Genomic DNA, 20131 nt, shown 5'->3' on the forward strand with positions numbered 1-20131 from the left:
AGACGGTTGGCGAGTATTTTGTGGTGGTCTGTGCTAGCGAATGAAGTGCACCTTGCCGGTGTCATCATTGCCCATGTAAATGCCATACACCCCAGCCTGCCGCTCAAGGATGTAGCGCTCGAGAATCTGCCGGATTGCCGGGTAGTAGATCTCGTCCCACGGAATCTCGTCGGGTTCGAAGAACTTGTACGCCAGGGTCTCCGGCCCGTACTGCCCGGTTTCTTCGGTGACGCTGGCGCGGAAGATGATGTACACCTCGCTGATTTTCGGCACGCTGAAGATGGAGTAGGGCGAGACGATGTCGGCACGCACGCCGCTTTCTTCCCAGACTTCGCGCAGCGCAGCCTGCTCGGTGGTTTCGCCAGCCTCCATGAACCCGGCCGGCAAGGTCCAGGTGCCGGGGCGTGGCGGGATGGCGCGCTGGCACAACAGGTATTTGCCATCGCGCTCAATGATGCAGCCGGCGATGATCTTCGGGTTGATGTAGTGGATGTAGCCGCAGCCGGTACAGTGCAGGCGTTCGTGGGTGTCGCCTGTGGGAACGCCCCGGGCCAGTTCCGTGGTGCAGTGCGGGCAATAGCGCGGGGCGGTAGGCATGATCAGCGACCTATGCGGGGTTCCTTGAGGGCCAGGGGCTCGACGATGTCGCGCACCTTGGGGTTGTCATCCTGCTTCTGGCGCAGGTAGTCCAGGGCCACCTTGGCGGCAGCGCGGACGTGGTCGACCGAAGCCTGGTGGGCCACCAGCGGGTCGCCGCCCTTGATGGCTTCGACGATCTTTTCCATTTCGCGGTTGCTGGCGCCACGGCGGTTTTCCTGCGAGACCGAGGTGGCCCGCAGGTAGCTGATGCGTGCCTGCAACTGGCGCAGCTGCTGGGCCGCCACCTGGTTGCCGGAGCCTTCCAGCAGCACATCGTAGAAACCTTGTACCGAATCCAGCACCTGTTGCAGCTCGCCTTCTTCCAGCGCTTCGCGGTTGACCTCCAACGCACGTTCAAGGGCACGAATGTCCTTGGCCTTGGCGTTGAGAGTGAACAGCTGCACGATCAGGCCCTCGAGCACGCAACGCAGCTCGTAGATGTCGCGGGCGTCTTCCAGGGTGATGATGGCCACGCGCGGGCCCTTGGCGTCGGCAAACTCCACCAGGCCTTCAGACTCCAGATGACGCAGGGCTTCGCGTACCGAGGTGCGGCTGACGCCAAGGCGGTCACAGAGGTCGCGCTCGACCAGGCGGTCGCCCGGGAGCAGGTGGAAGTTCATGATCGCCGCGCGCAGCTTGTCTAGCACGATTTCACGCAGGGTAACGGGGTTGCGGTTGACCTTGAAGCTGTCGTCGAGTGGCTGGCGTTTCATCAGGTGCGCTCTTTAAGAGGCTGTTGCGCCAACATCGCGGAACGCCCCGAACCGAGGCTTTCCATGCAGTGGTTCGAACAGCCCGTTGTTATCGGGTTGACTCCGCATCGGCTTCGGCAAACGCTTCACGGGCCAGGCGGAAACTGTCCACCGCCGCGGGTACGCCGCAATAAATACCGACCTGGAGCAGAATTTCGCGAATCTGTTCACGGCTCAGGCCATTACGCAATGCACCGCGAATGTGCAGCTTGAGCTCGTGGGGCCTGTTGAGCGCGGAAATCATGGCCAAGTTTATCATGCTGCGCTCTTTGAGCGACAAGCCTTCGCGGCCCCAGACGTGGCCCCAGCAGTATTCGGTGACCAGCTCCTGCAACGGCTTGGTGAACTCGTCGGCGTTCTGGATCGAGCGGTTGACGTAATCCTCGCCCAGCACCTGGGTGCGGATGGCCAGGCCTTTGTCGTACTTCTCGTTACTCATGTGCCGTACTCCGGAAGAAAAAAGGGAACGGGGGCAGCAAAGCAGCCCCGGCGGTCTCAAGGTCAGCCCAGGGGCGGCAGGGCGCCCAGTTTGCCCTTGTGATAAACCATCGGCGTCACCGGCTCGGCCGGCAGCACCAGGTTCTTCACTGCGCCGACGATGATCGCGTGGTCACCGCCGTCATACTCGCGCCACAGTTCGCACTCGATGATCGCCGTCGCCTTGGCCAGCAGCGGGTTGCCCAGCTCGCTCAAGTGCCACTCGACGCCCTTGGCCTTGTCCTTGCCCTTGCCCGCAAAGGCATAGGCTTCGGCGGTCTGCTCGGCGGACAGCAGGTGAATCGCGAACTGCTTGCTGTCACGCAGGATCGGGTAGGTGTCGGAGGCGTAGTTGGGGCAGAACAGTACCAGCGCCGGGTCGATCGACAGCGCGCTGAAGGCGCTGGCGGTGATGCCGACAATGGCGCCGTCGGCGTCCAGGGTGGTGACTACCGTGACGCCGGACGGGAAAGAGCCCATCACGTCTTTGTAGATGCCGGGTTCGATCATCTCGTGTTCCTCCTAGCGCATCACGAACGGGTCGGGCATCGGCGCGGTGGACAGGTTGATCCACACGGTCTTCAGCTCGGTATAGGCCAGCACCGAATCGATGCCGCTCTCACGGCCGTAGCCGCTGTTCTTGAAACCACCAATTGGCGCCATGGCCGACACGGCGCGGTAGGTGTTGACCCAGATGATCCCCGAGCGCACGTCGCGGGCCAGGCGATGGGCACGGCCCAGGTCGCGGGTCCAGATGCCGGCTGCCAGGCCGAACTGCGAGTCATTGGCGATGGCCAGGGCTTCCTCTTCGGTCTTGAAGCGGATGACCGCAGCGACCGGGCCGAACACTTCTTCCTGCATGATGGTCATCGAGTTGCTGTCGCACTCGAACAGGGTCGGCTCGTAGAACCAGCCGTCACCGTCGACCTCGGCACGCTTGCCGCCCATGTGCAACTTGGCGCCTTCAGCCTTGGCCGCAGCCACCAGGCCTTCGACCACGGCCAGCTGCTGTGCGGTGGCCATGGGGCCCATTTCGCTGGCGTCGTCTTGCGGGTTGCCGATGCGGATGCGCTTGGCGCGGGCAATCAGGCGCTCGACGAACACATCGAAGATCTCGTCCTGCACCAGCAGGCGCGAACCGGCCACGCAGCTTTGCCCGGAGGCGGCATAGATGCCGGCCACTGCACCGTTGATGGCGCTGTCCAGGTCGGCGTCGGCGAAGATGATGTTCGGCGACTTGCCGCCTAGCTCCAGGGAGAGCTTGGCAAAGTTCTCGGCACTGCTGCGCACCACATGGCGGGCTGTAGCGGCGCCGCCGGTGAAGGCGATCTTGCGCACCAGCGGGTGGCGGCTGAGTGCTGCGCCGGTGGTTGGGCCGTAGCCGGTGACCACGTTGACCACGCCAGCCGGGAAGCCGGCTTCGAGGGCCAGGCGGGCCAGCTCGAGGATGGTCGCCGAGGCGTGCTCGGAAGGTTTGAGCACGATGGTATTGCCGGCAGCCAGGGCCGGGGCCAGCTTGATCGCGGTGAGGTACAGCGGGCTGTTCCACGGGATGATCCCGGCCACCACGCCGATGGGCTCGTGCACGGTGTAGGCGAACAGGTCGGGTTTATCCAGCGGCAGGGTGCCGCCTTCAAGCTTGTCGGCCAGGCCTGCGGTGTAGTGGAAGAATTCTGGCAGGTAGCCGACCTGGCCGCGGGTTTCGCGGATCAGCTTGCCGTTGTCACGGCTTTCCAGCTGGGCCAGGTGTTCCTTGTTCTCGGTAATCAGGTCACCCAGGCGACGCAGCAGCTTGCCACGCGCGGTGGCAGTGATGCTGCGCCATTCCTTGCTTTCGAAGGCACGCTGGGCGGCCTGCACGGCCAGCTCGACGTCGGTTTCGTCAGCGTCGGGAAGCTGTGCCCAGGCCTGGGCGGTGGCCGGGTTGAGGCTGTCGAAGGTCTTGCCGCTCTGGGCATCGCGCCATTGGCCGTCGATGCACATCTGGAAACGAACGAGGGTCATGCAACAATCCCCTTGGCGGATTCGGTGAGGGTGCGGGCTTGCGCGAGGAAGTCCAGCAGCATCTTGTTGACTTCACGGGGTGCTTCTACCGGCATCATATGCCGTTGCTCGGCGAGGACCACACTGTGCGCACCCGGGATGCTGGCGGCGAGCTGGCGGGTCATGGCCGGTGTGGAGCCCGAGTCGAGTTCGCCCGTGGCGATCAGCGTCGGCACCTGGATGCTGCCCAGGTCGCCGGCGCGGTACATGTCCTGGGTGGCAAACAGCGAATACGTGGTGTGGTAGCCCTGCGGGTCGTTGCTCGCCAGCACTTGGCGAATGGCGGCGACTTGCGCCGGGTTGGCAGCCTTGTATTCACGGCTGAACCAGCGGTCGAGGGCAGCATCGACGTTGGCGTCGGGGCCCAGCTCGGCCGCCTGGGCAGCGCGGGCGATCACGCCGGCACTTTGCTCGGGGGTGCGGTTGAACACGCTGTTGAGCACGACCAGTGCAGCCAGGCGCTGCGGGTAGTTAAGGGCAAAGGCACGGGCAACCAGCCCGCCCATGGAGAAGCCGATCACGGTCGCTTGTTGAATTTGCAGGTGGTCGAGCAGTTCGGCGAGCTGGTCGGCGTAGCCTTCCAGTGGCGTGTCGGCAGCCGGTACGCGGCTTTGACCATGGCCGAGCATGTCGTAGGCGATGACACGGTAGTCGTTGGCCAGGCCAACGATCTGACCGCCCCACATTTCCTTGTTCAGGCCTACGCCGTGGATCAGTACCACGGGTTGGCCCTGGCCTACGGACAGGTAGCTGGTGCCGGCAGGTGTACGTTCAGCGACAGGCTGAATCATGGAGGGCGCTCCTTGAAGGTCGGGCACGGCGGGAAAGCACGCCACGCCCCGGCCCGTCTTGGTTGTTGTTATTGAGCGTTGGCTTTTTCGGCAGCCAGTTCTTCCAGGTCGATGTAGCGGTTGCCGATGCGCGGGTGCAGGCGGCCACCGTCGGCAGCGCCCAGCACCACGACGATTTCATCGGCGCGCGGGGCGTCTTCGATCTGCATTTCCAGGGTGATGTAGTGCGAACGCAGGCCTTCGTCGTCCTTCTGCATCATCGGGATCTGGATCGAAGTGCCAGGGCCGCCGCGCTTGTTGGTGAAGCTCAGGTAGCTCTTGGCCTGGACCGCTTCGCGGTAGTGGTTGCCGAAGCGCAGGGTGTGGATCACGGCCGAGGCATGCTCGATCTCGCCGTCGGCGCCGACCACGGCAGCTTTACCGTAGGCTTCGATCTTGTCGGCACCGCCGATGGCAGCGGTGAGGCGCTCGACCATCAGTGCACCCAGCTCCGAGCAGTTGGCGCGGATTTCGGGCTTCAGATCTTCAACGAAACCGCGACCGGCCCATGGGTTCTTGATCACCACGGCCAGGCCGACCATGGTCACCGGCTTGTCGGTGGCCTTGCCGCCTTCGATGCGGGTCTCTTCGGAGTAGGTGACGATCTTGCGGATTTCGAAACTCATGGGTGGCTCCTGGTGAGGGTTATCAGCTCTTGTTGTCTGATGGTATACCATAATATTTGTTGTGCAAGAGGTGTCTGGAAATTTCTCTCGGTGGGGGGACGAAAGGTGGCCTGATGCCTTGATTTCTCTGCTGTCTGTACTGGCCTCTTCGCGGGCTTGCCCGCTCCCACAGGGACTGCACAGGTTTCAAAAAAAAGCCCGCTCACGCAGGCCGAAGGGGCCCACGGGAGCGGGCGCGTCCCGCAATGATTCAGGCAATGGGAATTCAGGCGAACGCCGGCACCACTTCCTTGATGAACAGCTCCAGCGACTTCTTCTTTTCGGCGTGGGGCAGGCTGTTGTCGCACCAGAAGCTGAACTCGTCGACGCCGAGCTCCTGGTAGTACTTGATGCGCGCGATGATTTCTTCCGGGGTGCCGATCATGGTGTTCTTGCGGATGTTCTCCAGCTGGAATGCCGGCACTTCGGCAAACTTCGATTCCGGGCTCGGCTCCAGAAAGCCGTTGACCGGTACGGTCTTGTTGCCGAACCAGGCATCGAACGTCCGGTAGAAGCGCGAAATGGCCTGGGCGCCGATTTTCCAGCCATCTGGCTCGGCCGGGCTGTGCACGTGGGTGTGGCGCAGCACCATCAGTTGTGGGCGCGGCACGTCCGGGTTGTTGTCCAGGGCGGCCTGGAACTTGTTCTTCAGGTCGAGCACTTCTTCGTCACCCTTCATCAGCGGGGTGACCATGACATTGCAGCCGTTGGCCACGGCGAAGTTGTGCGAGTCCGGGTCGCGGGCAGCGATCCACATCGGCGGCGTTGCGTTGAACGGCTTCGGCACGCTGGTGGAGGTGGGGAACTTGTAGACTTCGCCGTCATGGGCGTAGTCGCCTTCCCACAACTTGCGTACCACCGGCACCATCTCGCGCAGCGCCTTGCCGCCGTCGGTGGCCGGCATGCCATTGGCCATGCGGTCGAACTCGAACTGGTAGGCGCCACGGGCCAGGCCCACTTCCATGCGGCCATTGCTGATTACGTCGAGCAGGGCGCATTCGCCGGCGACGCGGATCGGGTTCCAGAACGGCGCGATGATGGTGCCGGCGCCCAGGCGGATCTTCTCGGTGCGCGCGGCCAGGTAGGCCAGCAGCGGCATCGGGCTTGGCGAAATGGTGTACTCCATGGCGTGGTGCTCGCCAATCCATACCGTGCTGAAACCGCCGTTTTCGGCCATCAGGGTCAGTTCGGTCAGGTCTTCGAACAACTGGCGGTGGCTGACCTGTTCATCCCAACGTTCCATGTGTACGAACAACGAAAATTTCATGGGGCTTTCCTCAACGCTTGAAAGGGGCTGGCGCCTGGCAGGGTGGGCACCAGTGGTCACGATTCAGAATAGGCTTCAGGCAAAGGCCGGCAGGCTGGCCATCTTGCCGCGGCAGTACACCATCGGCCGTGGCGCTTCTTCGGGCACGATCAGGTTATGCACCTTGCCGACCATGATGGCGTGGTCGCCACCTTCATATTCACGCCACAGTTCGCATTCGATAACGGCGGTGGCGCCGGCCAGGATCGGGTTGCCCAGTTGGCTCATGGACCACTCGATACCGCTGGCCTTGTCCTTGCCCTTCTTGGCAAACGCATAGGCTTCGGCTTGCTGTTCACCGGACAGCAGGTGAATGGCAAAGCGCTTCTGCTTGATGAGCACCGGGTAGGAGTCGGAGGTGTAGTTGGGGCAGAACAGCACCAGCGGCGGGTCCATCGACAGGGAGGAGAAGGCGCTGGCGGTCAGGCCGACAACCGAGCCGTCGTCGTCCAGGGTGGTGATGACGGTAACGCCGGACGGGAAGGAGCCCAGGACGTGCTTGTAGACGGTTGCGTCGATCATCGGGAGTACCTCTAAAAGGCTGCGGTGGTCCGCGGTTTTTATCGTTGATGTGTCTGATGGTATACCGTAATACCTATTTTGCAAGCGGAATTTTCAAGCAAGGGTATTGCGCGATGAACGGCTCTAAGCCACGTGGAACGTGGCTTAGAGCGGTGAGGCGGTTTGTCGCAGGGGTTTCCAAAGCAGATCAGTGGACGCTTTTTCGTGCGGATCAGTGTTGTCAAAAGTTTGGAATACCATAATATGGTCCGCAGCTGAGAGGCCGCCTAGATGCGGTTTCCTTACAAAGATAAAAACGACCTTTCGAGCTGAATCCTATGTCCCAACCGTCATCGCAACACCAGTTTGTCGAGAATCACACGGTCGATTACGTTCCGCCTGCCGAGCGCCACGGGAAGGCGCGCGACCTGTTCACCCTCTGGTTCAGTACCAACATTGCGCCATTGCCTATCGTTACCGGCGCCATGGTGGTCCAGGTGTTCCACCTGAACCTGTTGTGGGGGCTGATCGCCATTGTGCTGGGCCATCTGGTCGGGGGCGTGGTCATCGCCCTGGCCTCTGCGCAGGGACCGCAGCTGGGCATTCCACAGATGGTGCAAAGCCGTGGCCAGTTCGGCCGCTACGGCGCGTTGCTGATCGTGTTCTTCACCGCGCTGATCTATGTCGGCTTCTTTATTTCCAATATCGTGCTGGCGGGCAAGACCATTCACGGCATTGCCCCGAGCATGCCGATGCCGGGTGCGATCGTGATCGGTGCCCTGAGCGCCACTGCCATTGGCGTGATCGGCTACCGCTTCATCCATGTCCTGAACCGCATCGGTACCTGGGTGATGGGGTCCGCGCTGCTGGCGGGCTTCATCATGATGTTCGCCCAGGAGCTGCCGGCCGACTTCTTCAGCCGTGGTGCATTCAACCTGTCGGGCTTTATCGCCACGGTGTCGCTGGGCACCATCTGGCAGATCAGCTTCTCGCCGTACACGTCCGACTATTCGCGTTACCTGCCGCGTGAAGTGGGCATTGCCAGGCCGTTCTGGGCCACTTACTTCGGCGCGACCCTGGGCACGATCCTATGCTTCAGCTTTGGTGCCGTGGCGGTGCTGTGCGTGCCGGAAGGTACCGACGCCATGGACGCGGTCAAGCAGGCCACCGGCTGGCTGGGCCCGATTCTGATGGTGCTGTTCCTACTCAACATCATCAGCCACAACGCCCTCAACCTGTATGGCGCGGTGCTGTCGATCGTCACCGCGATCCAGACCTTCATCGCCGAATGGACGCCGAGCATCAAGGTGCGGGTGATGCTGGCCACGGTGATTCTGGTGGGCTGCGGGATGGTTGCACTGAACGCCTCGGCGGACTTCATCGGCCAGTTCATCGGCCTGATCCTGGCGCTGCTGCTTGTGCTGGTACCGTGGGCTTCGATCAACCTGATCGACTTCTACCTGATCAAGAAGGGCCAGTACGACATTGCGTCGATCTTCAGTGCCGACGGCGGTATCTATGGCCGTTTCAACCATCACGCCATCATTGCCTATGCCTGCGGCATCCTGGTGCAGCTGCCGTTTGCCAATACTTCGCTGTATGTGGGGCCGTATTCGAACATTGTCGAAGGGGCGGACTTGTCCTGGCTGTTCGGGCTGCTGGTGACGGTGCCGCTGTATTACTGCCTGGCGACTCGCGGCAAGGCTGCCGAGCAGGCGGGGCGGGTTGTGAGTGTCAACGACTGACAGATTGATGTTGCGGTAACAGTGGCCGCTTTGCTGCCCTTTCGCGACACGAGGCCGCTCCTACAGGGCGTACGCGGTTCTTTGTAGGAGCAGCCTTGTGCTGCGAATGGGCCGCAAGGCGGCCCCAGCTGTTTTGGATCAAACCTTGAACTGCGCCACCATGCCGTTCAAATCCACCGCCAACCGCGACAGGTCCTGTGCCGCCGCGCTCGTCTGGTTGGCCCCCGCCGACGTCTGCATCGCCAAGTCGCGAATGTTCACCAAATTGCGGTCGACTTCACGCGCCACCTGCGCCTGCTCCTCCGAAGCGCTGGCAATCACCAGGTTACGCTGGTTGATCGAAGCAATCGCCTCGGCAATCACTTCCAATGCCTGACCGGCGCCCTGGGCCACTTCCAGCGTGCCCGTCGCACGCCCCTGGCTGCTGTGCATCGCCGTCACGGCCCGCTCGGTACCGTTCTGGATACCGGCGATCATCTGCTCGATCTCTGCGGTCGATTGCTGGGTGCGGTGGGCGAGGGCGCGGACTTCGTCGGCGACCACGGCAAAGCCACGGCCCGCCTCGCCGGCGCGCGCGGCCTCGATGGCGGCGTTCAGTGCCAGCAGGTTGGTCTGCCCGGCAATTGCGCCGATCACATCCAGCACGCGGCTGATCTCATTGGCATTGCTGGCCAGCTGTTCGATTTCGGTCGAGGTACCTGTCACGTCGGCCACCAGGTGCTGGATGGAGGCCAGTGCCTGGTTGACCCGGTCACGGCCATCGCGGGTGGTCTGGTCGGCGCCTTTCGAGGCATCGGCGGTGCTGACCGCATTGTTGGCCACTTCCTCGACCGCAGCGGTCATCTGGTTGACGGCCGTGGCGGCCTGGTCGATTTCGGCACTCTGCTGGTGCAGCCCGCGGCTGGTGTCTTCGGTGACCGTGTGCAGTTCTTCCGAGGCCGAAGCCAGCTGGTCGGACGACGCAGCGATCTTGCGCAAGGTGTCACGCAGGCTTCCCTGCATGCGGCCCAGGGCGCGCAACAGCATGGCGGGCTCGTCGCGGCCGGTAACGCTGATTTCGCGTGTGAGGTCGCCGGTGGCTACGCGTTCGGCGACAGCCACGGCATCGGCCAGCGGCACCACGATGCTGCGGGTGAGCACGGTGGCAATGGCGGCCAGGGCAAACATGATCACCAGCAATGAGACGATGATGGCAGTGAACGCTTCGTCGGCCACATCGCTGCTGCGCTGCGAGGCCTCTTCGGCACCTTTGCTGTTATAGGCGATCAGCGCGGTCATGGCCTTCATCATGGTGTCGGCGCGCTGCGTGAGCGGGCCGCTTATCTGCTGCTTGGCCTCGTCCATGCGGCCTGCGGCAATGTCCTGCAGCACGCGCACCTGCAGGTCCAGGTACTGTCGGTGCGCCTCATCGAAGGTGTTGAACAGGGCGCTGTCGTCGGCGGCGATGATGGTGTCGGCGTAGTCTTTCAAGCCGTCCTTGAGCTCGGCATTGATGCCATCGAGCATCTGCAGGTTGCGAGAACGTTCGGCGGGGTTGTCGTCCAGTGCGGCGCGCAGGGTGACGGCGCGGGCGCGCCCGAGGTTGCTGCTGATCTCACCCAGCGCTACCACGGCGGGCATCCAGGTGACTCGGATTTCGTCGGTGGCCTCGTCCATCTGGCGGGTTTCGTAAAGTGCGGTAAGGCCCATGACCAGGACCAGGATGCCCAACAGGGCGAATACGCCGGCAGCGCGAATGCCGATCTTCAAATTCCGTAACTGCATGGAATGCTCCTTGACGGTGGCTGCAGGCGTCAGGAGCTGGCCGCAAAGCCAGGACACCGAGGTGGCGCCAGGCTCTTGATGCACTGCGGGTTAGTAGATTTTTCTCACCCTCTTGCATGGTTTTTCTTTAAATGATGCCATATGGCCATCATTGTTGAACAGTCATTCAATGTAACGGGATAATTGACAAAACCGTCATTTTTTGACGGTTTTGTCAGGTTCTTCACATCAAGCGATTGCAATCATCGGGTCGGCAGCAGCCAGGGCCAAGGCGCGGTCGGCTGCCGGCGGGTAGATCCACACCGAGTTGATCTGACGCTTCAGTTCCTTGCCCTCCTGGCCTTGCAGTTTCAATGCTCGCTCCCAACCTTCGCTGTACGCCGCCCCCCACTCACCCAGGTCGAGGCAGGTGACGTACTTGGGTTGGCGGTACACCACTGGTGCCACCCCAAGCAGGTCGGCCATGGCGTTGTTGCCACTGTGGCGACCCATCGGGATGGCGTGCTGGCAGGTCATCAGGGCGTGGTTGCCAATGTCGTCGACAGCAGCCCAGGCGGTATCGCCGGTCGCATAGATGTGGTCCTGGCCAATGACCTTGAGGTGCCCGTCGACCTTGAGCCGGCCGAAGTTGTCCCGCTCGCCGGCAACCTGCGCGGTCAACGGGCTGGCCTTGACGCCGACGGTCCAGATCACGGTGTTGCTGGCGATGTATTCGCCGTTGTCCAGGGTTACGCCACCGGCATCGACAGCCACCACCGAGGTGCCGGTCAGCCATTGGACGCCGGCAACCCGCGAGGCGGCCACAATCGACGGCTTGATGCCTGCCCCCAATGCCGCGCCGATGCTGGCGCCACGGTCTACCAGCAGCACCCGCACATCGGCGTCTGCGAGGATGGCGCGCAGCCGGGCGGGCATTTCGGTGGCCGTTTCGATGCCGGTGAAACCACCGCCGCAGACCACCACGGTATTGCGGGCAGGTGAAGCGGGCAGGGCGGCCAGGCTTGTCAGATGCTGCTCGAGGCGTACGGCCGACGCCATCTTGTCGACGTCGAAGGTGTGCTCGGCCAGGCCCGGGACTGCCGGGCGTGCGACCTGACTGCCAGCGGCGAGGATGAGGCGATCGTAGCTGATCTGCTGGCGCTGGCCTTGGCTGTCGATGTAGCTCACGGTGCGCGCACCGGCATCGATGGCTTCGGCGTTACCGGTGATGAAGTGCACGCCCACCGCATTGAACAGCTCACCTACGGGGGCCTTCAACGTGTGTGCGTTGGCCTCGTAGAAGCGCGGGCGAATGTGCAGTTCCGCTTGCGGCGCTAGCACGCTGATGCTCAGGTCGTCGCGCTGGGCCTGGTCGAGTAGCCGGGCGGCGCTCAGGGCGCTCCACACACCGGCAAAGCCGGCACCGATGATCAGGATGTTGGATTTCATGCAGGTGCTCCGCAAAGGTCGGGGGATGAAAAGGTGGCTTCGACCACACGATTGGTGTGCCTCGAATAACTACGACTCTATTTGTCGTAGTTTGTCTCTGCAAGTTTTTTTTCGTCATTGCGATGAGGCGAGCACCGGAGGGGGGTCAGGAAAGGCCGTATTTCGTGCTGCCGTGTCTGCTGCGGCCAAGGCCGCAAACCTTGCTATCCCCACCCCCATCCGTTATAGATAAAAAAGAAACCATAAAGAAAAGAGGCCATTTCAGCCCCCATGCACGAGATCACACGTATCTTCTCCCCCTCAGGCCCCCATTTCGCGTCCAGCGCAGATGGATACGGGCCAGCCCCCATGACCCTCTCTCCGCTTTCGAGCCTGTACCACGTGTTGTCGATCCCTCCGGTCAAGCTCCTGCTGACCCAGATGCGCAAACGCCCCGTCCCTCCACCTGCACCGTAGCGCCTGAATTCTCTATCACCCCCGGTCTTTTGCCGTTTGGGGTTGGGGAGCCTTTGCATTTTTTCAGCGTTCAACTGTTCAGGAATCACTATGACTCTTCGTGTCGCTATCATCGGTGCCGGCCCGTCCGGCCTTGCGCAACTGCGTGCCTTCCAATCCGCCCATGCCCAAGGCGCACCCATGCCCGAAATCGTATGCTTCGAAAAGCAGGCCGACTGGGGCGGTATGTGGAACTACACCTGGCGCACCGGCCTCGACCAGCATGGCGAGCCGGTGCACGGCAGCATGTACCGCTACCTGTGGTCCAACGGCCCCAAGGAATGCCTGGAGTTCGCCGACTACAGCTTCGATGAGCACTTTGGCAGGCCGATTTCCTCGTACCCGCCGCGCGAGGTGCTGTGGGACTACATCCAAGGCCGCGTGAAGAAGGCCGGGGTGCGTGACTACATTCGCTTCAATACTGCGGTCAAGAACGTCAGCTTTGATGAAAACACCCGCGAGTTCACCGTCAGCGCCCACGACTACAGCGCGGGGCTTGGCATCGAGCAGGTGTTCGATTACGTGGTGGTGGCCAGCGGGCACTTCTCTACCCCGCACGTGCCGGAGTTTGAAGGGTTCGAGCGTTTCACCGGCCGTATCCTGCACGCCCACGACTTCCGCGAAGCGATGGAATTCAACGGCCAGGACCTGCTCATTGTCGGCAGCAGCTACTCGGCCGAAGACATCGGCTCGCAGTGCTACAAGTACGGCGCGCGCTCGATCACCACGGCTTACCGTACCCAACCGATGGGCTACAAATGGCCCAAGGGCTGGGAAGAGCGCCCGCAACTGATGCGCGTCGAAAACGACCTGGCGTTTTTCGCCGATGGCTCGAACAAGCGCGTAGATGCGATCATCCTGTGCACGGGCTACCAGCATCACTTCCCGTTCCTGCCCGATGAACTCACCCTCAAGACCAACAACCGCCTGTGGCCTGCCGGGCTGTACCAAGGCGTGGTGTGGGAGCAGAACCCGCAGTTGCTCTACCTGGGCATGCAGGACCTCTGGTACAGCTTCAACCTGTTCGATGCGCAAGCCTGGTTTGCTCGCGACTACATGCTGGGGCGCATCAAGCTGCCGACCAAGGCGTGCATGCAGGCCGACAGCGCGCGCTGGCGCGAGGATGAGGAGCAGCTGGCAACCACTGCTTCGATGTATGAATTCCAGGGCCGATACATCAAGCACCTGATCGAGCAGACGGATTACCCGCGCTTCGACATCGATGCGGTCAACCGCATCTTCCTGCAATGGAAGACCGACAAGAAGCACGACATCATGGGCTACCGCGACAAATCGTACCGCTCGGTGATCACCGGCACCCAAGCGGTACCACACCATACCCGCTGGATGCAGGCGATGGACGACTCGCTGCAGGAGTACCTGCGCGAAACGAATGGCAAGCAAGGCGAGGTGAAGGTGCTGCGCGGGTAGCTGCGTGCTTTGAAGCTTCTGAAAACACCGTCCCATTGGATCACCCCTGACTTTATTGCGCGTGAGGCAGAACACAATCGTCATTGATTGCAAGCAGCACACGATCTATTGTGGTTGTTATCCACTATGCAAAATTATAATTTGCTATGCGAATAGCTTCCGCTTGTTCATGTGAAAAATGCTCGTATTCAACGGTCGGAGAACAACAACAATGAGCAGCACGAATCTTCGGTTTGACGGTGAGGTAGCAATAGTTTCAGGGGCTGGTCGTGGGTTGGGGCGAGCTATCGCGTTGAACCTCGCTGCTCGGGGGGCCGCGGTAGTCGTCAATGACCTCGGTTGCGCTTTGACGGGCGATCAAGGCGGTGACCGAGGGCCCGCCGAGGCTGTAGTTGAGGAAATTCGGGCGGCGGGTGGTGTTGCAGTGCCCGTGGTTGCCGACATCGGCAGTGCCCAGGGCGTAGCAGAAGTGGTCAAAGCCGCGGTGCAACTCGGCGGGGTCCATATAGTGGTGCACAACGCAAGTCCTGTCATGCCCATGACTTCCCTTGAACAAGCAACCGAGGAGGGCTTCAGCACGAGCCTGCGCGTGAATGCCGTCGGCAGCTGGGAACTTGCGCGTCAGTGCTGGCCTGTTTTTCGTGAACAGGGCCACGCGCGAGTCGTGCTGATCAACTCCGCTGCAGGGTTGTGGGGAAGAAAGGGCATGCCCGCTTACTCGCTGGCCAAGTCATCAATGTCCGGGTTCGCCAAATACCTGGCCAGTGAGGGTGAAGAATATGATATTCGCGTCAACTGTGTTGCCCCAGTAGCGGCAACGCGCGCTTGGGAAGGGCAAAACGTGCCTGAGGGCCTGGCTGAAATGATGGCGGTTGACTACGTTGCCGAATCCGTTGCGCTTTTCGCCCACCGGTCATGCCCAGTCAATGGAGAGCTTTTCCACAGCGTGGGTCAGCATCTTTCCAGGGTGGTCGTAGGTCAGACTCGGGGCAGGGCGTTCGACTCCGCCGAAGCGCTGCTCGACGGTTTTGATGACGTAATGAATGTGACGGATATGGACCTGCCTCGAGAATCCAACGAAGCCGGGGCAGTGATAGCTGCTCGGCTGTTTGAGCGCGCCGCTGGTTGTCGATAACCACCCAGCATGAGAAGGCGCCGCTGAGCAGGCTGCGGGGGCGGCGAGGAATAGGTTCCGGCTGTGGTCCGCACTGGGCCCCAGCCCGGTCTTAGATCAGCTTGACCATCACGTTCTATCGTTTATATTATCGACCATCGTTCACAAAGACGCATGGAGATAATATGAATAAGCACCTCCGTAGCACTGAATACCTACTGTTCAGCGTTGAGAACCGAATTGCCCGCATCACCCTGAATCGTCCCGAAAAACGCAACGCTTTGCATCCCGCGATGCTCACTGAGCTGCGCGATGCCTTGCTCGAGGCCGATGACCGTAATGATGTCACCGTGGTCATTCTTGAAGGCGCGGGTAAAGACTTCTGCGCTGGCTATGACCTGGCAGGTGCCTATGCGGGTTTCGAAGGCGGTACGCCGCCGTGGGATCAAACGCGTTACCGCACCACGAACAAGACCATCGATGACGATTGCTGGAACCTTGAGCAGACACAGAAGCTGAACATGGTGCTGTTCGACATGCACAAGCCGGTCATCGCGAAGGTGCAAGGTAACTGCTTGGCAGGTGGTACCGATTTGGCACTCATGTGCGACTTCGTGATTTGTGCGGAAAACGCCAAGATCGGCTTCCCGGCAGCCCGTGCCAATGGCACGCCGCCTGTGCAAATGTGGGTGTACCACGTAGGTCCGCAGTGGGCGAAGCGTATGTTGATGACCGGCGACAACCTGTGGGGGCGTGAAGCTGCTCGCATTGGTCTGGTGCTCGATGCCGTACCGGTAGAGCAACTGGACAGCGCCGTCGATGAGCTGGCGCGGCGTATCAGTTTCGTCGACGCCGAACTGCTATCGGCGCACAAGCGTATCGTCAACACTGCACTTGAACTGCAGGGTGCTAGAACCTTGCAACGTTTCGCGGCGGAGATGGATGCCCGAGCCCACCTGACCCAAGGTCCACGCCGCACACAATTCAAGGCGGACATGGCAGACCTGGGCCTGAAAGACGCCCTGAAAAAGCGCGACGAGCCTTACGGCGATGGCATGGTCAAAGCACACTGGTTGAATGGTGAGAAAGGAGCAGAATGATGAGTGACAACTTCCTGATTGACGAGCCGATCGAAGGCGTCAAACGCATCACCATCAACCGACCTGATGCTACCAATGCCTTCCAGTTCGAGATGTATACCGAGCTTGCGGACCTTTTCAAGCAGATCAAATACGACCCTACAGTCCGGGTCGTGATCCTGACCGCAGCGGGTAACCGCCATTTCTGTACTGGCCATGATCTGAAAAACCCAGGTAAGGCTGACTGGGTACCGGAGGGCGTGGGTAAGCCGTTCTATTCACGCTATACGATCGATGTGATCGCTTCGCTGCCCGTGTTGATGCGCAACTTGCCGCAACCGATCATCTGTGGCGTCAACGGCACCGTGGCAGGCATGGCACTGGCATTCCCACTGGCGGCCGACATCACTCTGGCGGCTAGATCTGCCAAGTTTGTCAATGCCATTCACAACGCCGGGTCGGGTGCCGAGCTGGGTATCAGCTACCTGCTGCCCCGTGCGGTTGGCGCACAGCGTGCAGCGGAGATTCTGTTGACCGCGCGGCCAGTACTGGCCGAAGAAGCCGAACGTATTGGCATGGTGCTCAGGGCAGTACCCGATGAAGAACTTCAGGATGCCTGCCTGGAAATTGCCAAGAATATCGTGGTCAACGTGCCGATGGGCATTTGGGTGACCAAGCAATCGCTATGGCACAACATGAATGCGGGCAGCCTGGAGCAGGCCATCGAGTTCGAGGGTCGAGGGGTTTACGTAGCACAGTCCACCGAAGACAAAGTAGAGAAGCAAAAGGCGTTCTTCGAGAAGCGCGCGCCAAATTTCTCTTACAAGTAACCGCGCCCTGAGGCTGCGGTTTCCCTGGGTACTGCAAGCTGGCGGCGGTGATACGCCGTCAATGAGGAGATGGAACTGTGACTTACGAAACTATCCGCTACCAGGTCGAAAACGGTATCGCCACGGTGACGCTTAACCGTCCTGAGGTGTTTAACGCAATGAACTCGCTGATGATGAACGAGCTCATTGCGCTATTTGATGAGACTGACCGGGATGACGCGGTACGCGTCGTCGTGGTGACGGGGGAGGGCAAAGGTTTTTGCGGTGGCGCCGATCTTTCCAAAGGCGCTGACATCTTTGACAAGGACAAGAATGGCAGCGCTGACAAAGATACGCCGATTCGCCCCGACGGCTCGTTCGACTACAGCAAAGAGTCGGCGCGAGATGGCGGCGGCAGGCTTGCGCTGCGCATCTTTGACAGCCTCAAACCGGTGATCGGCGCCATCAACGGTGCTGGCGTGGGCATTGGGGCATCCATGCTGCTGCCAATGGACATCCGCATTGCAAGCGAGAAGGCGAGACTGGGCTTCGTCTATGCCCGTCGAGGTATCGTGTTCGAATGCTGCTCGTCCTGGTTCCTGCCGCGTATCGTAGGCATTACCAAGGCGCTTGAGTGGAGTTACAGCGGGCGTGTCATGCCGGCCAATGAACTCAAGGCGGGTGGCCTGGTGAGTGAAGTTGTAGCGCATGAACAGCTACTGCCGCGGGCCTACGAAATCGCCCGGGAGATTGCCGATAACACCGCCCCGGTCTCAATCGCACTGATGCGGCAGATGGCCTGGCGCAGCCTCGGCATGTCTCACCCCATGGAAGCCCACCGTATTGAAAGCCGGGGCATCTGCACCCGAGGCCGCAGCCCGGATGCCAAGGAAGGTGTGCAGTCGTTTATGGAGAAACGCCTGCCGGAGTTCGCCTGCACGGTGTCTGAAGACATGCCGGACTACTTCCCTTGGTGGGACGAGCCCGCTTACTCGTAATCCTTGAAAACCCAACAATAACGCTTGGTCCAGGCCAGCGTCCAAGGACTCAGATAATGAAAACTGCGATTACCGAACTGTTCGGCATCCAATACCCGTTACTTAACGCGGGGATGGGCAGGGTCGCGTTTCCGAATATGGTTGCGGCTGTCTCGAATGCTGGCGGCCTTGGGGTGTACGGTGCGGGCTCCAATCCCCCCGAAGTGACGCGCGCCGCCATTCGGGAAATTCGCACCTTGACTGATAAACCCTTTGGCGCCAACGCGCCACTTGCGCTGCCTAACGGTATGGCTAACGCGAAGGTGATGCTCGAGGAAGGTGTGCCCGTCATCAATTACTCGATGGGCAAGGGCGACTGGATCGTCAAGGCCGCGCATGCCTACGGTGGTAAGGTCATGGCATCGGTCAGTGATGTCAGACTGGCGCAGCGGGCAGAAGCGCACGGTTGCGATGCGGTGATTGCAGCAGGCTATGAGGCCGCCGGGCATGCGGGGGAAATCGGCAGCTTCGTGCTGATCCCTCGCTTGGCTGAACTTCTAAGCATTCCCATCATTGCCGCAGGTGGCGTAGCCAACGGTGCCGGTTTGGTGGGGGCCCTGGCGCTCGGCGCCTCGGGGGTATCAATGGGTACCCGGTTCTGGGTTACCCAGGAAGGCCCAATGCATGCCAACTTCAAGAACAAAGCCTTGGAGCTGGATGTGCAGGACACCATCTTCTCGGACCGATTCGATGGCATCCCCTGCCGCCAGATGAAAACGGCAGCTGCCGAGCGTATGGTCAATGCGAAGATGTTGAATATCTGGGAGATCTTCCTCAACTCATTCACCATCGCCAAAGAGCTCAACACGCCTTGGCTAAAGCTCGTCAAGCACACACTGTCGCTGGGCCCGCGCCAGATCGAGTCAATGATGCGCATGTCCAAGATGCTGCAGATGCATGGCTTGACCATGTCTACCGGCGACCTGGATAAAGGCATGACCGCTTCGGGCCAGTCGGTTGGCTTGGTTCACGACTTGCCCACCATCGCCGAATTGATCAAGACCATTATCGCCGAAGCCGAAGCGGTTCAGCGTCGGCTTGCGCTCCAGATCCCCGTCGATGGGGTAGCCCCGCAATCCGAAATACGCTTGGTTACCCCGCGGACATAGGTTCTACGGGTTACGAAAACGCCCCTGGAGCTTGTCTCCGGGGGCGTTTTATTTGCAGTGCAGGTTATTGGCTTTAACTCTGCTTGAGTTTTTGTTGCTCGATGAACTGGGTAGCGATTGCGTGGTGTTCAGGGCTGACGGTGGCGGCCAACTGGCGGCCAAGTGTGGCGTCGAGCACTTGTGCTGCGCTGTTATGCAGGTGCAGGTTCATCAGCTTTTTGGTCTCGCGCAGCGCTTGGGTCGGTTGCTTGAGCAGCTTTGCGGCCAATGCCCGTGCCTCCTCAAGCAATTTGTCAGGCGCTACCACGCGATTGGCCAGGCCGAATTCCACCGCCTGCTGTGGAGTGATCCGGTCACCCGTGAAAATCAGCTCCTTGGCGCGTAGCAGGCTGGTGTAAAGCGGCCACGATACTGAGATACCGTCACCCACCACCAGCCCGATATTGATGTGGGGCTCGGCCACAAATGCTGTTTCAGATATCAGCACAATGTCGCACAAGGTGGCCATCGTCGCCCCCCAGCCAACGGCCGGCCCATTGACGGCGGCGATGATCGGTATCGGCAGGTCGATGAAGCTGTGGATGGTACGGCGTGCGTTCTCCTGCACACTGCGGGCGAAGTCGGTGTCGTCCAGCGTCTTGACGAAGTGATTCATGTCGCCGCCTGCGCTGAACGCACGCCCTGCGCCAGTCAGAATGGCGACCCTGGCCTCAGGGTCCTCGGCCAGGGCACGAAAAAGCTTGGGGTAAGAGAACAGCATCTCGGTAGTAGACGCGTTCAGGTGGTCTGGCCGGTTAAGCGTAATGATGCGTAGGCCGCCCTCGGCGGTGACCTGGATGTCTTCGGGAAGGTCGTAGAGATTGGTCATGGTTGTACTCTTATTGTTGGTGAACCACGAGCGATGTCG

At 61.0% G+C, this 20131-nt stretch carries 19 protein-coding genes; 7 read left to right on the top strand and 12 right to left on the bottom strand.

All coding sequences use genetic code 11. From position 1 onward, the window contains the following. Positions 1-33: 33 nt before the first annotated feature. From MRBLPB4O_RS11185 to MRBLPB4O_RS11225, 9 genes are all read right to left on the bottom strand, one after another. Complete coding sequence (locus tag MRBLPB4O_RS11185; protein WP_049275823.1) at positions 34-597, bottom strand: NUDIX hydrolase; 564 nt, start codon at positions 595-597, stop codon at positions 34-36. 2 nt (positions 598-599) lie between these two features. Then, a complete protein-coding gene (locus tag MRBLPB4O_RS11190) occupies positions 600-1352 on the bottom strand; it encodes a GntR family transcriptional regulator (protein WP_016499259.1) in 753 nt (250 codons plus the stop codon). An 88-nt stretch (positions 1353-1440) separates the two neighbouring features. Next, a complete protein-coding gene (locus tag MRBLPB4O_RS11195; protein WP_023047056.1) occupies positions 1441-1830 on the bottom strand; it encodes a carboxymuconolactone decarboxylase family protein in 390 nt (129 codons plus the stop codon). A gap of 62 nt (positions 1831-1892) precedes the next feature. After that, the gene (locus tag MRBLPB4O_RS11200) at positions 1893-2378 is read right to left on the bottom strand and encodes a flavin reductase family protein (protein WP_016487520.1); all 486 of its coding nucleotides are present in this window, start codon (positions 2376-2378) and stop codon (positions 1893-1895) included. Positions 2379-2390: 12 nt separating this feature from the next. Continuing rightward, a complete protein-coding gene (locus tag MRBLPB4O_RS11205) occupies positions 2391-3872 on the bottom strand; it encodes an aldehyde dehydrogenase (RefSeq protein ID WP_341798454.1) in 1482 nt (493 codons plus the stop codon). Next, entirely contained in the window at positions 3869-4702 is an 834-nt protein-coding gene (locus MRBLPB4O_RS11210; RefSeq protein WP_028613140.1) for an alpha/beta fold hydrolase, read from the bottom strand. The genes MRBLPB4O_RS11205 and MRBLPB4O_RS11210 overlap by 4 nt, the downstream gene beginning before the upstream one ends. Before the next feature lie 68 nt (positions 4703-4770). Next, positions 4771-5367 carry an amino acid synthesis family protein gene (locus MRBLPB4O_RS11215; RefSeq protein WP_003256068.1) on the bottom strand — a complete coding sequence of 199 codons (597 nt, stop codon included), beginning with the start codon at positions 5365-5367 and terminating at the stop codon, positions 4771-4773. 265 nt (positions 5368-5632) lie between these two features. Then, the gene (locus tag MRBLPB4O_RS11220; RefSeq protein ID WP_341798455.1) at positions 5633-6673 is read right to left on the bottom strand and encodes an LLM class flavin-dependent oxidoreductase; all 1041 of its coding nucleotides are present in this window, start codon (positions 6671-6673) and stop codon (positions 5633-5635) included. Positions 6674-6748: 75 nt separating this feature from the next. Then, positions 6749-7234 carry a flavin reductase family protein gene (locus MRBLPB4O_RS11225; RefSeq protein ID WP_341798456.1) on the bottom strand — a complete coding sequence of 162 codons (486 nt, stop codon included), beginning with the start codon at positions 7232-7234 and terminating at the stop codon, positions 6749-6751. A 317-nt stretch (positions 7235-7551) separates the two neighbouring features. Between MRBLPB4O_RS11225 and MRBLPB4O_RS11230 the strand changes: the two genes are divergently transcribed. Beyond that, positions 7552-8958, top strand: coding sequence for a cytosine permease (locus MRBLPB4O_RS11230; protein ID WP_341798457.1), 1407 nt, complete (start codon positions 7552-7554; stop codon positions 8956-8958). A 138-nt stretch (positions 8959-9096) separates the two neighbouring features. On the opposite strand, the gene MRBLPB4O_RS11235 is transcribed toward MRBLPB4O_RS11230, so the two are convergent. Beyond that, positions 9097-10722: a methyl-accepting chemotaxis protein gene (locus MRBLPB4O_RS11235; protein WP_341798458.1), complete on the bottom strand. Its 1626-nt coding sequence runs from the start codon at positions 10720-10722 to the stop codon at positions 9097-9099. A gap of 228 nt (positions 10723-10950) precedes the next feature. Then, complete coding sequence (locus tag MRBLPB4O_RS11240) at positions 10951-12150, bottom strand: NAD(P)/FAD-dependent oxidoreductase (protein ID WP_341798459.1); 1200 nt, start codon at positions 12148-12150, stop codon at positions 10951-10953. 546 nt (positions 12151-12696) lie between these two features. Here MRBLPB4O_RS11240 and MRBLPB4O_RS11245 point away from each other — a divergent pair. From MRBLPB4O_RS11245 to MRBLPB4O_RS11270, 6 genes are all read left to right on the top strand, one after another. Continuing rightward, positions 12697-14076, top strand: coding sequence for an NAD(P)/FAD-dependent oxidoreductase (locus MRBLPB4O_RS11245; protein ID WP_341798460.1), 1380 nt, complete (start codon positions 12697-12699; stop codon positions 14074-14076). Between the two features lie 211 nt (positions 14077-14287). Continuing rightward, positions 14288-15211: an SDR family NAD(P)-dependent oxidoreductase gene (locus MRBLPB4O_RS11250; protein WP_341798461.1), complete on the top strand. Its 924-nt coding sequence runs from the start codon at positions 14288-14290 to the stop codon at positions 15209-15211. 164 nt (positions 15212-15375) lie between these two features. Then, entirely contained in the window at positions 15376-16290 is a 915-nt protein-coding gene (locus MRBLPB4O_RS11255) for a crotonase/enoyl-CoA hydratase family protein (protein ID WP_341798462.1), read from the top strand. After that, positions 16290-17099: an enoyl-CoA hydratase-related protein gene (locus tag MRBLPB4O_RS11260; protein ID WP_341798463.1), complete on the top strand. Its 810-nt coding sequence runs from the start codon at positions 16290-16292 to the stop codon at positions 17097-17099. The genes MRBLPB4O_RS11255 and MRBLPB4O_RS11260 overlap by 1 nt, the downstream gene beginning before the upstream one ends. A 77-nt stretch (positions 17100-17176) precedes the next feature. Further along, a complete protein-coding gene (locus tag MRBLPB4O_RS11265) occupies positions 17177-18076 on the top strand; it encodes a crotonase/enoyl-CoA hydratase family protein (RefSeq protein WP_341798464.1) in 900 nt (299 codons plus the stop codon). A 56-nt stretch (positions 18077-18132) separates the two neighbouring features. After that, positions 18133-19224, top strand: a complete 1092-nt coding sequence (locus MRBLPB4O_RS11270) for a nitronate monooxygenase (RefSeq protein WP_341798465.1) — start codon at positions 18133-18135, stop codon at positions 19222-19224. A gap of 73 nt (positions 19225-19297) precedes the next feature. Here MRBLPB4O_RS11270 and MRBLPB4O_RS11275 read toward each other — a convergent pair whose 3' ends face one another. Continuing rightward, positions 19298-20092 (bottom strand): enoyl-CoA hydratase/isomerase family protein, encoded by a 795-nt coding sequence (locus tag MRBLPB4O_RS11275; RefSeq protein ID WP_341798466.1) that lies wholly within the window; start codon positions 20090-20092, stop codon positions 19298-19300. Positions 20093-20131 lie beyond the last annotated feature (39 nt).

It is taken from the genome of Pseudomonas sp. LPB4.O (assembly GCF_038383825.1).
GTDB classification, from domain to species: domain Bacteria; phylum Pseudomonadota; class Gammaproteobacteria; order Pseudomonadales; family Pseudomonadaceae; genus Aquipseudomonas; species Aquipseudomonas putida.

What these genes read in the sequence shown, in the direction of transcription:
- MRBLPB4O_RS11185 (WP_049275823.1), bottom strand. Translation starts at nt 597, where the DNA reads ATGCCTACCGCCCCGCGCTATTGCCCGCACTGCACCACGGAACTGGCC.
- MRBLPB4O_RS11190 (WP_016499259.1), bottom strand. Translation starts at nt 1,352, where the DNA reads ATGAAACGCCAGCCACTCGACGACAGCTTCAAGGTCAACCGCAACCCC.
- MRBLPB4O_RS11195 (WP_023047056.1), bottom strand. Translation starts at nt 1,830, where the DNA reads ATGAGTAACGAGAAGTACGACAAAGGCCTGGCCATCCGCACCCAGGTG.
- MRBLPB4O_RS11200 (WP_016487520.1), bottom strand. Translation starts at nt 2,378, where the DNA reads ATGATCGAACCCGGCATCTACAAAGACGTGATGGGCTCTTTCCCGTCC.
- MRBLPB4O_RS11205 (WP_341798454.1), bottom strand. Translation starts at nt 3,872, where the DNA reads ATGACCCTCGTTCGTTTCCAGATGTGCATCGACGGCCAATGGCGCGAT.
- MRBLPB4O_RS11210 (WP_028613140.1), bottom strand. Translation starts at nt 4,702, where the DNA reads ATGATTCAGCCTGTCGCTGAACGTACACCTGCCGGCACCAGCTACCTG.
- MRBLPB4O_RS11215 (WP_003256068.1), bottom strand. Translation starts at nt 5,367, where the DNA reads ATGAGTTTCGAAATCCGCAAGATCGTCACCTACTCCGAAGAGACCCGC.
- MRBLPB4O_RS11220 (WP_341798455.1), bottom strand. Translation starts at nt 6,673, where the DNA reads ATGAAATTTTCGTTGTTCGTACACATGGAACGTTGGGATGAACAGGTC.
- MRBLPB4O_RS11225 (WP_341798456.1), bottom strand. Translation starts at nt 7,234, where the DNA reads ATGATCGACGCAACCGTCTACAAGCACGTCCTGGGCTCCTTCCCGTCC.
- MRBLPB4O_RS11230 (WP_341798457.1), top strand. Translation starts at nt 7,552, where the DNA reads ATGTCCCAACCGTCATCGCAACACCAGTTTGTCGAGAATCACACGGTC.
- MRBLPB4O_RS11235 (WP_341798458.1), bottom strand. Translation starts at nt 10,722, where the DNA reads ATGCAGTTACGGAATTTGAAGATCGGCATTCGCGCTGCCGGCGTATTC.
- MRBLPB4O_RS11240 (WP_341798459.1), bottom strand. Translation starts at nt 12,150, where the DNA reads ATGAAATCCAACATCCTGATCATCGGTGCCGGCTTTGCCGGTGTGTGG.
- MRBLPB4O_RS11245 (WP_341798460.1), top strand. Translation starts at nt 12,697, where the DNA reads ATGACTCTTCGTGTCGCTATCATCGGTGCCGGCCCGTCCGGCCTTGCG.
- MRBLPB4O_RS11250 (WP_341798461.1), top strand. Translation starts at nt 14,288, where the DNA reads ATGAGCAGCACGAATCTTCGGTTTGACGGTGAGGTAGCAATAGTTTCA.
- MRBLPB4O_RS11255 (WP_341798462.1), top strand. Translation starts at nt 15,376, where the DNA reads ATGAATAAGCACCTCCGTAGCACTGAATACCTACTGTTCAGCGTTGAG.
- MRBLPB4O_RS11260 (WP_341798463.1), top strand. Translation starts at nt 16,290, where the DNA reads ATGAGTGACAACTTCCTGATTGACGAGCCGATCGAAGGCGTCAAACGC.
- MRBLPB4O_RS11270 (WP_341798465.1), top strand. Translation starts at nt 18,133, where the DNA reads ATGAAAACTGCGATTACCGAACTGTTCGGCATCCAATACCCGTTACTT.
- MRBLPB4O_RS11275 (WP_341798466.1), bottom strand. Translation starts at nt 20,092, where the DNA reads ATGACCAATCTCTACGACCTTCCCGAAGACATCCAGGTCACCGCCGAG.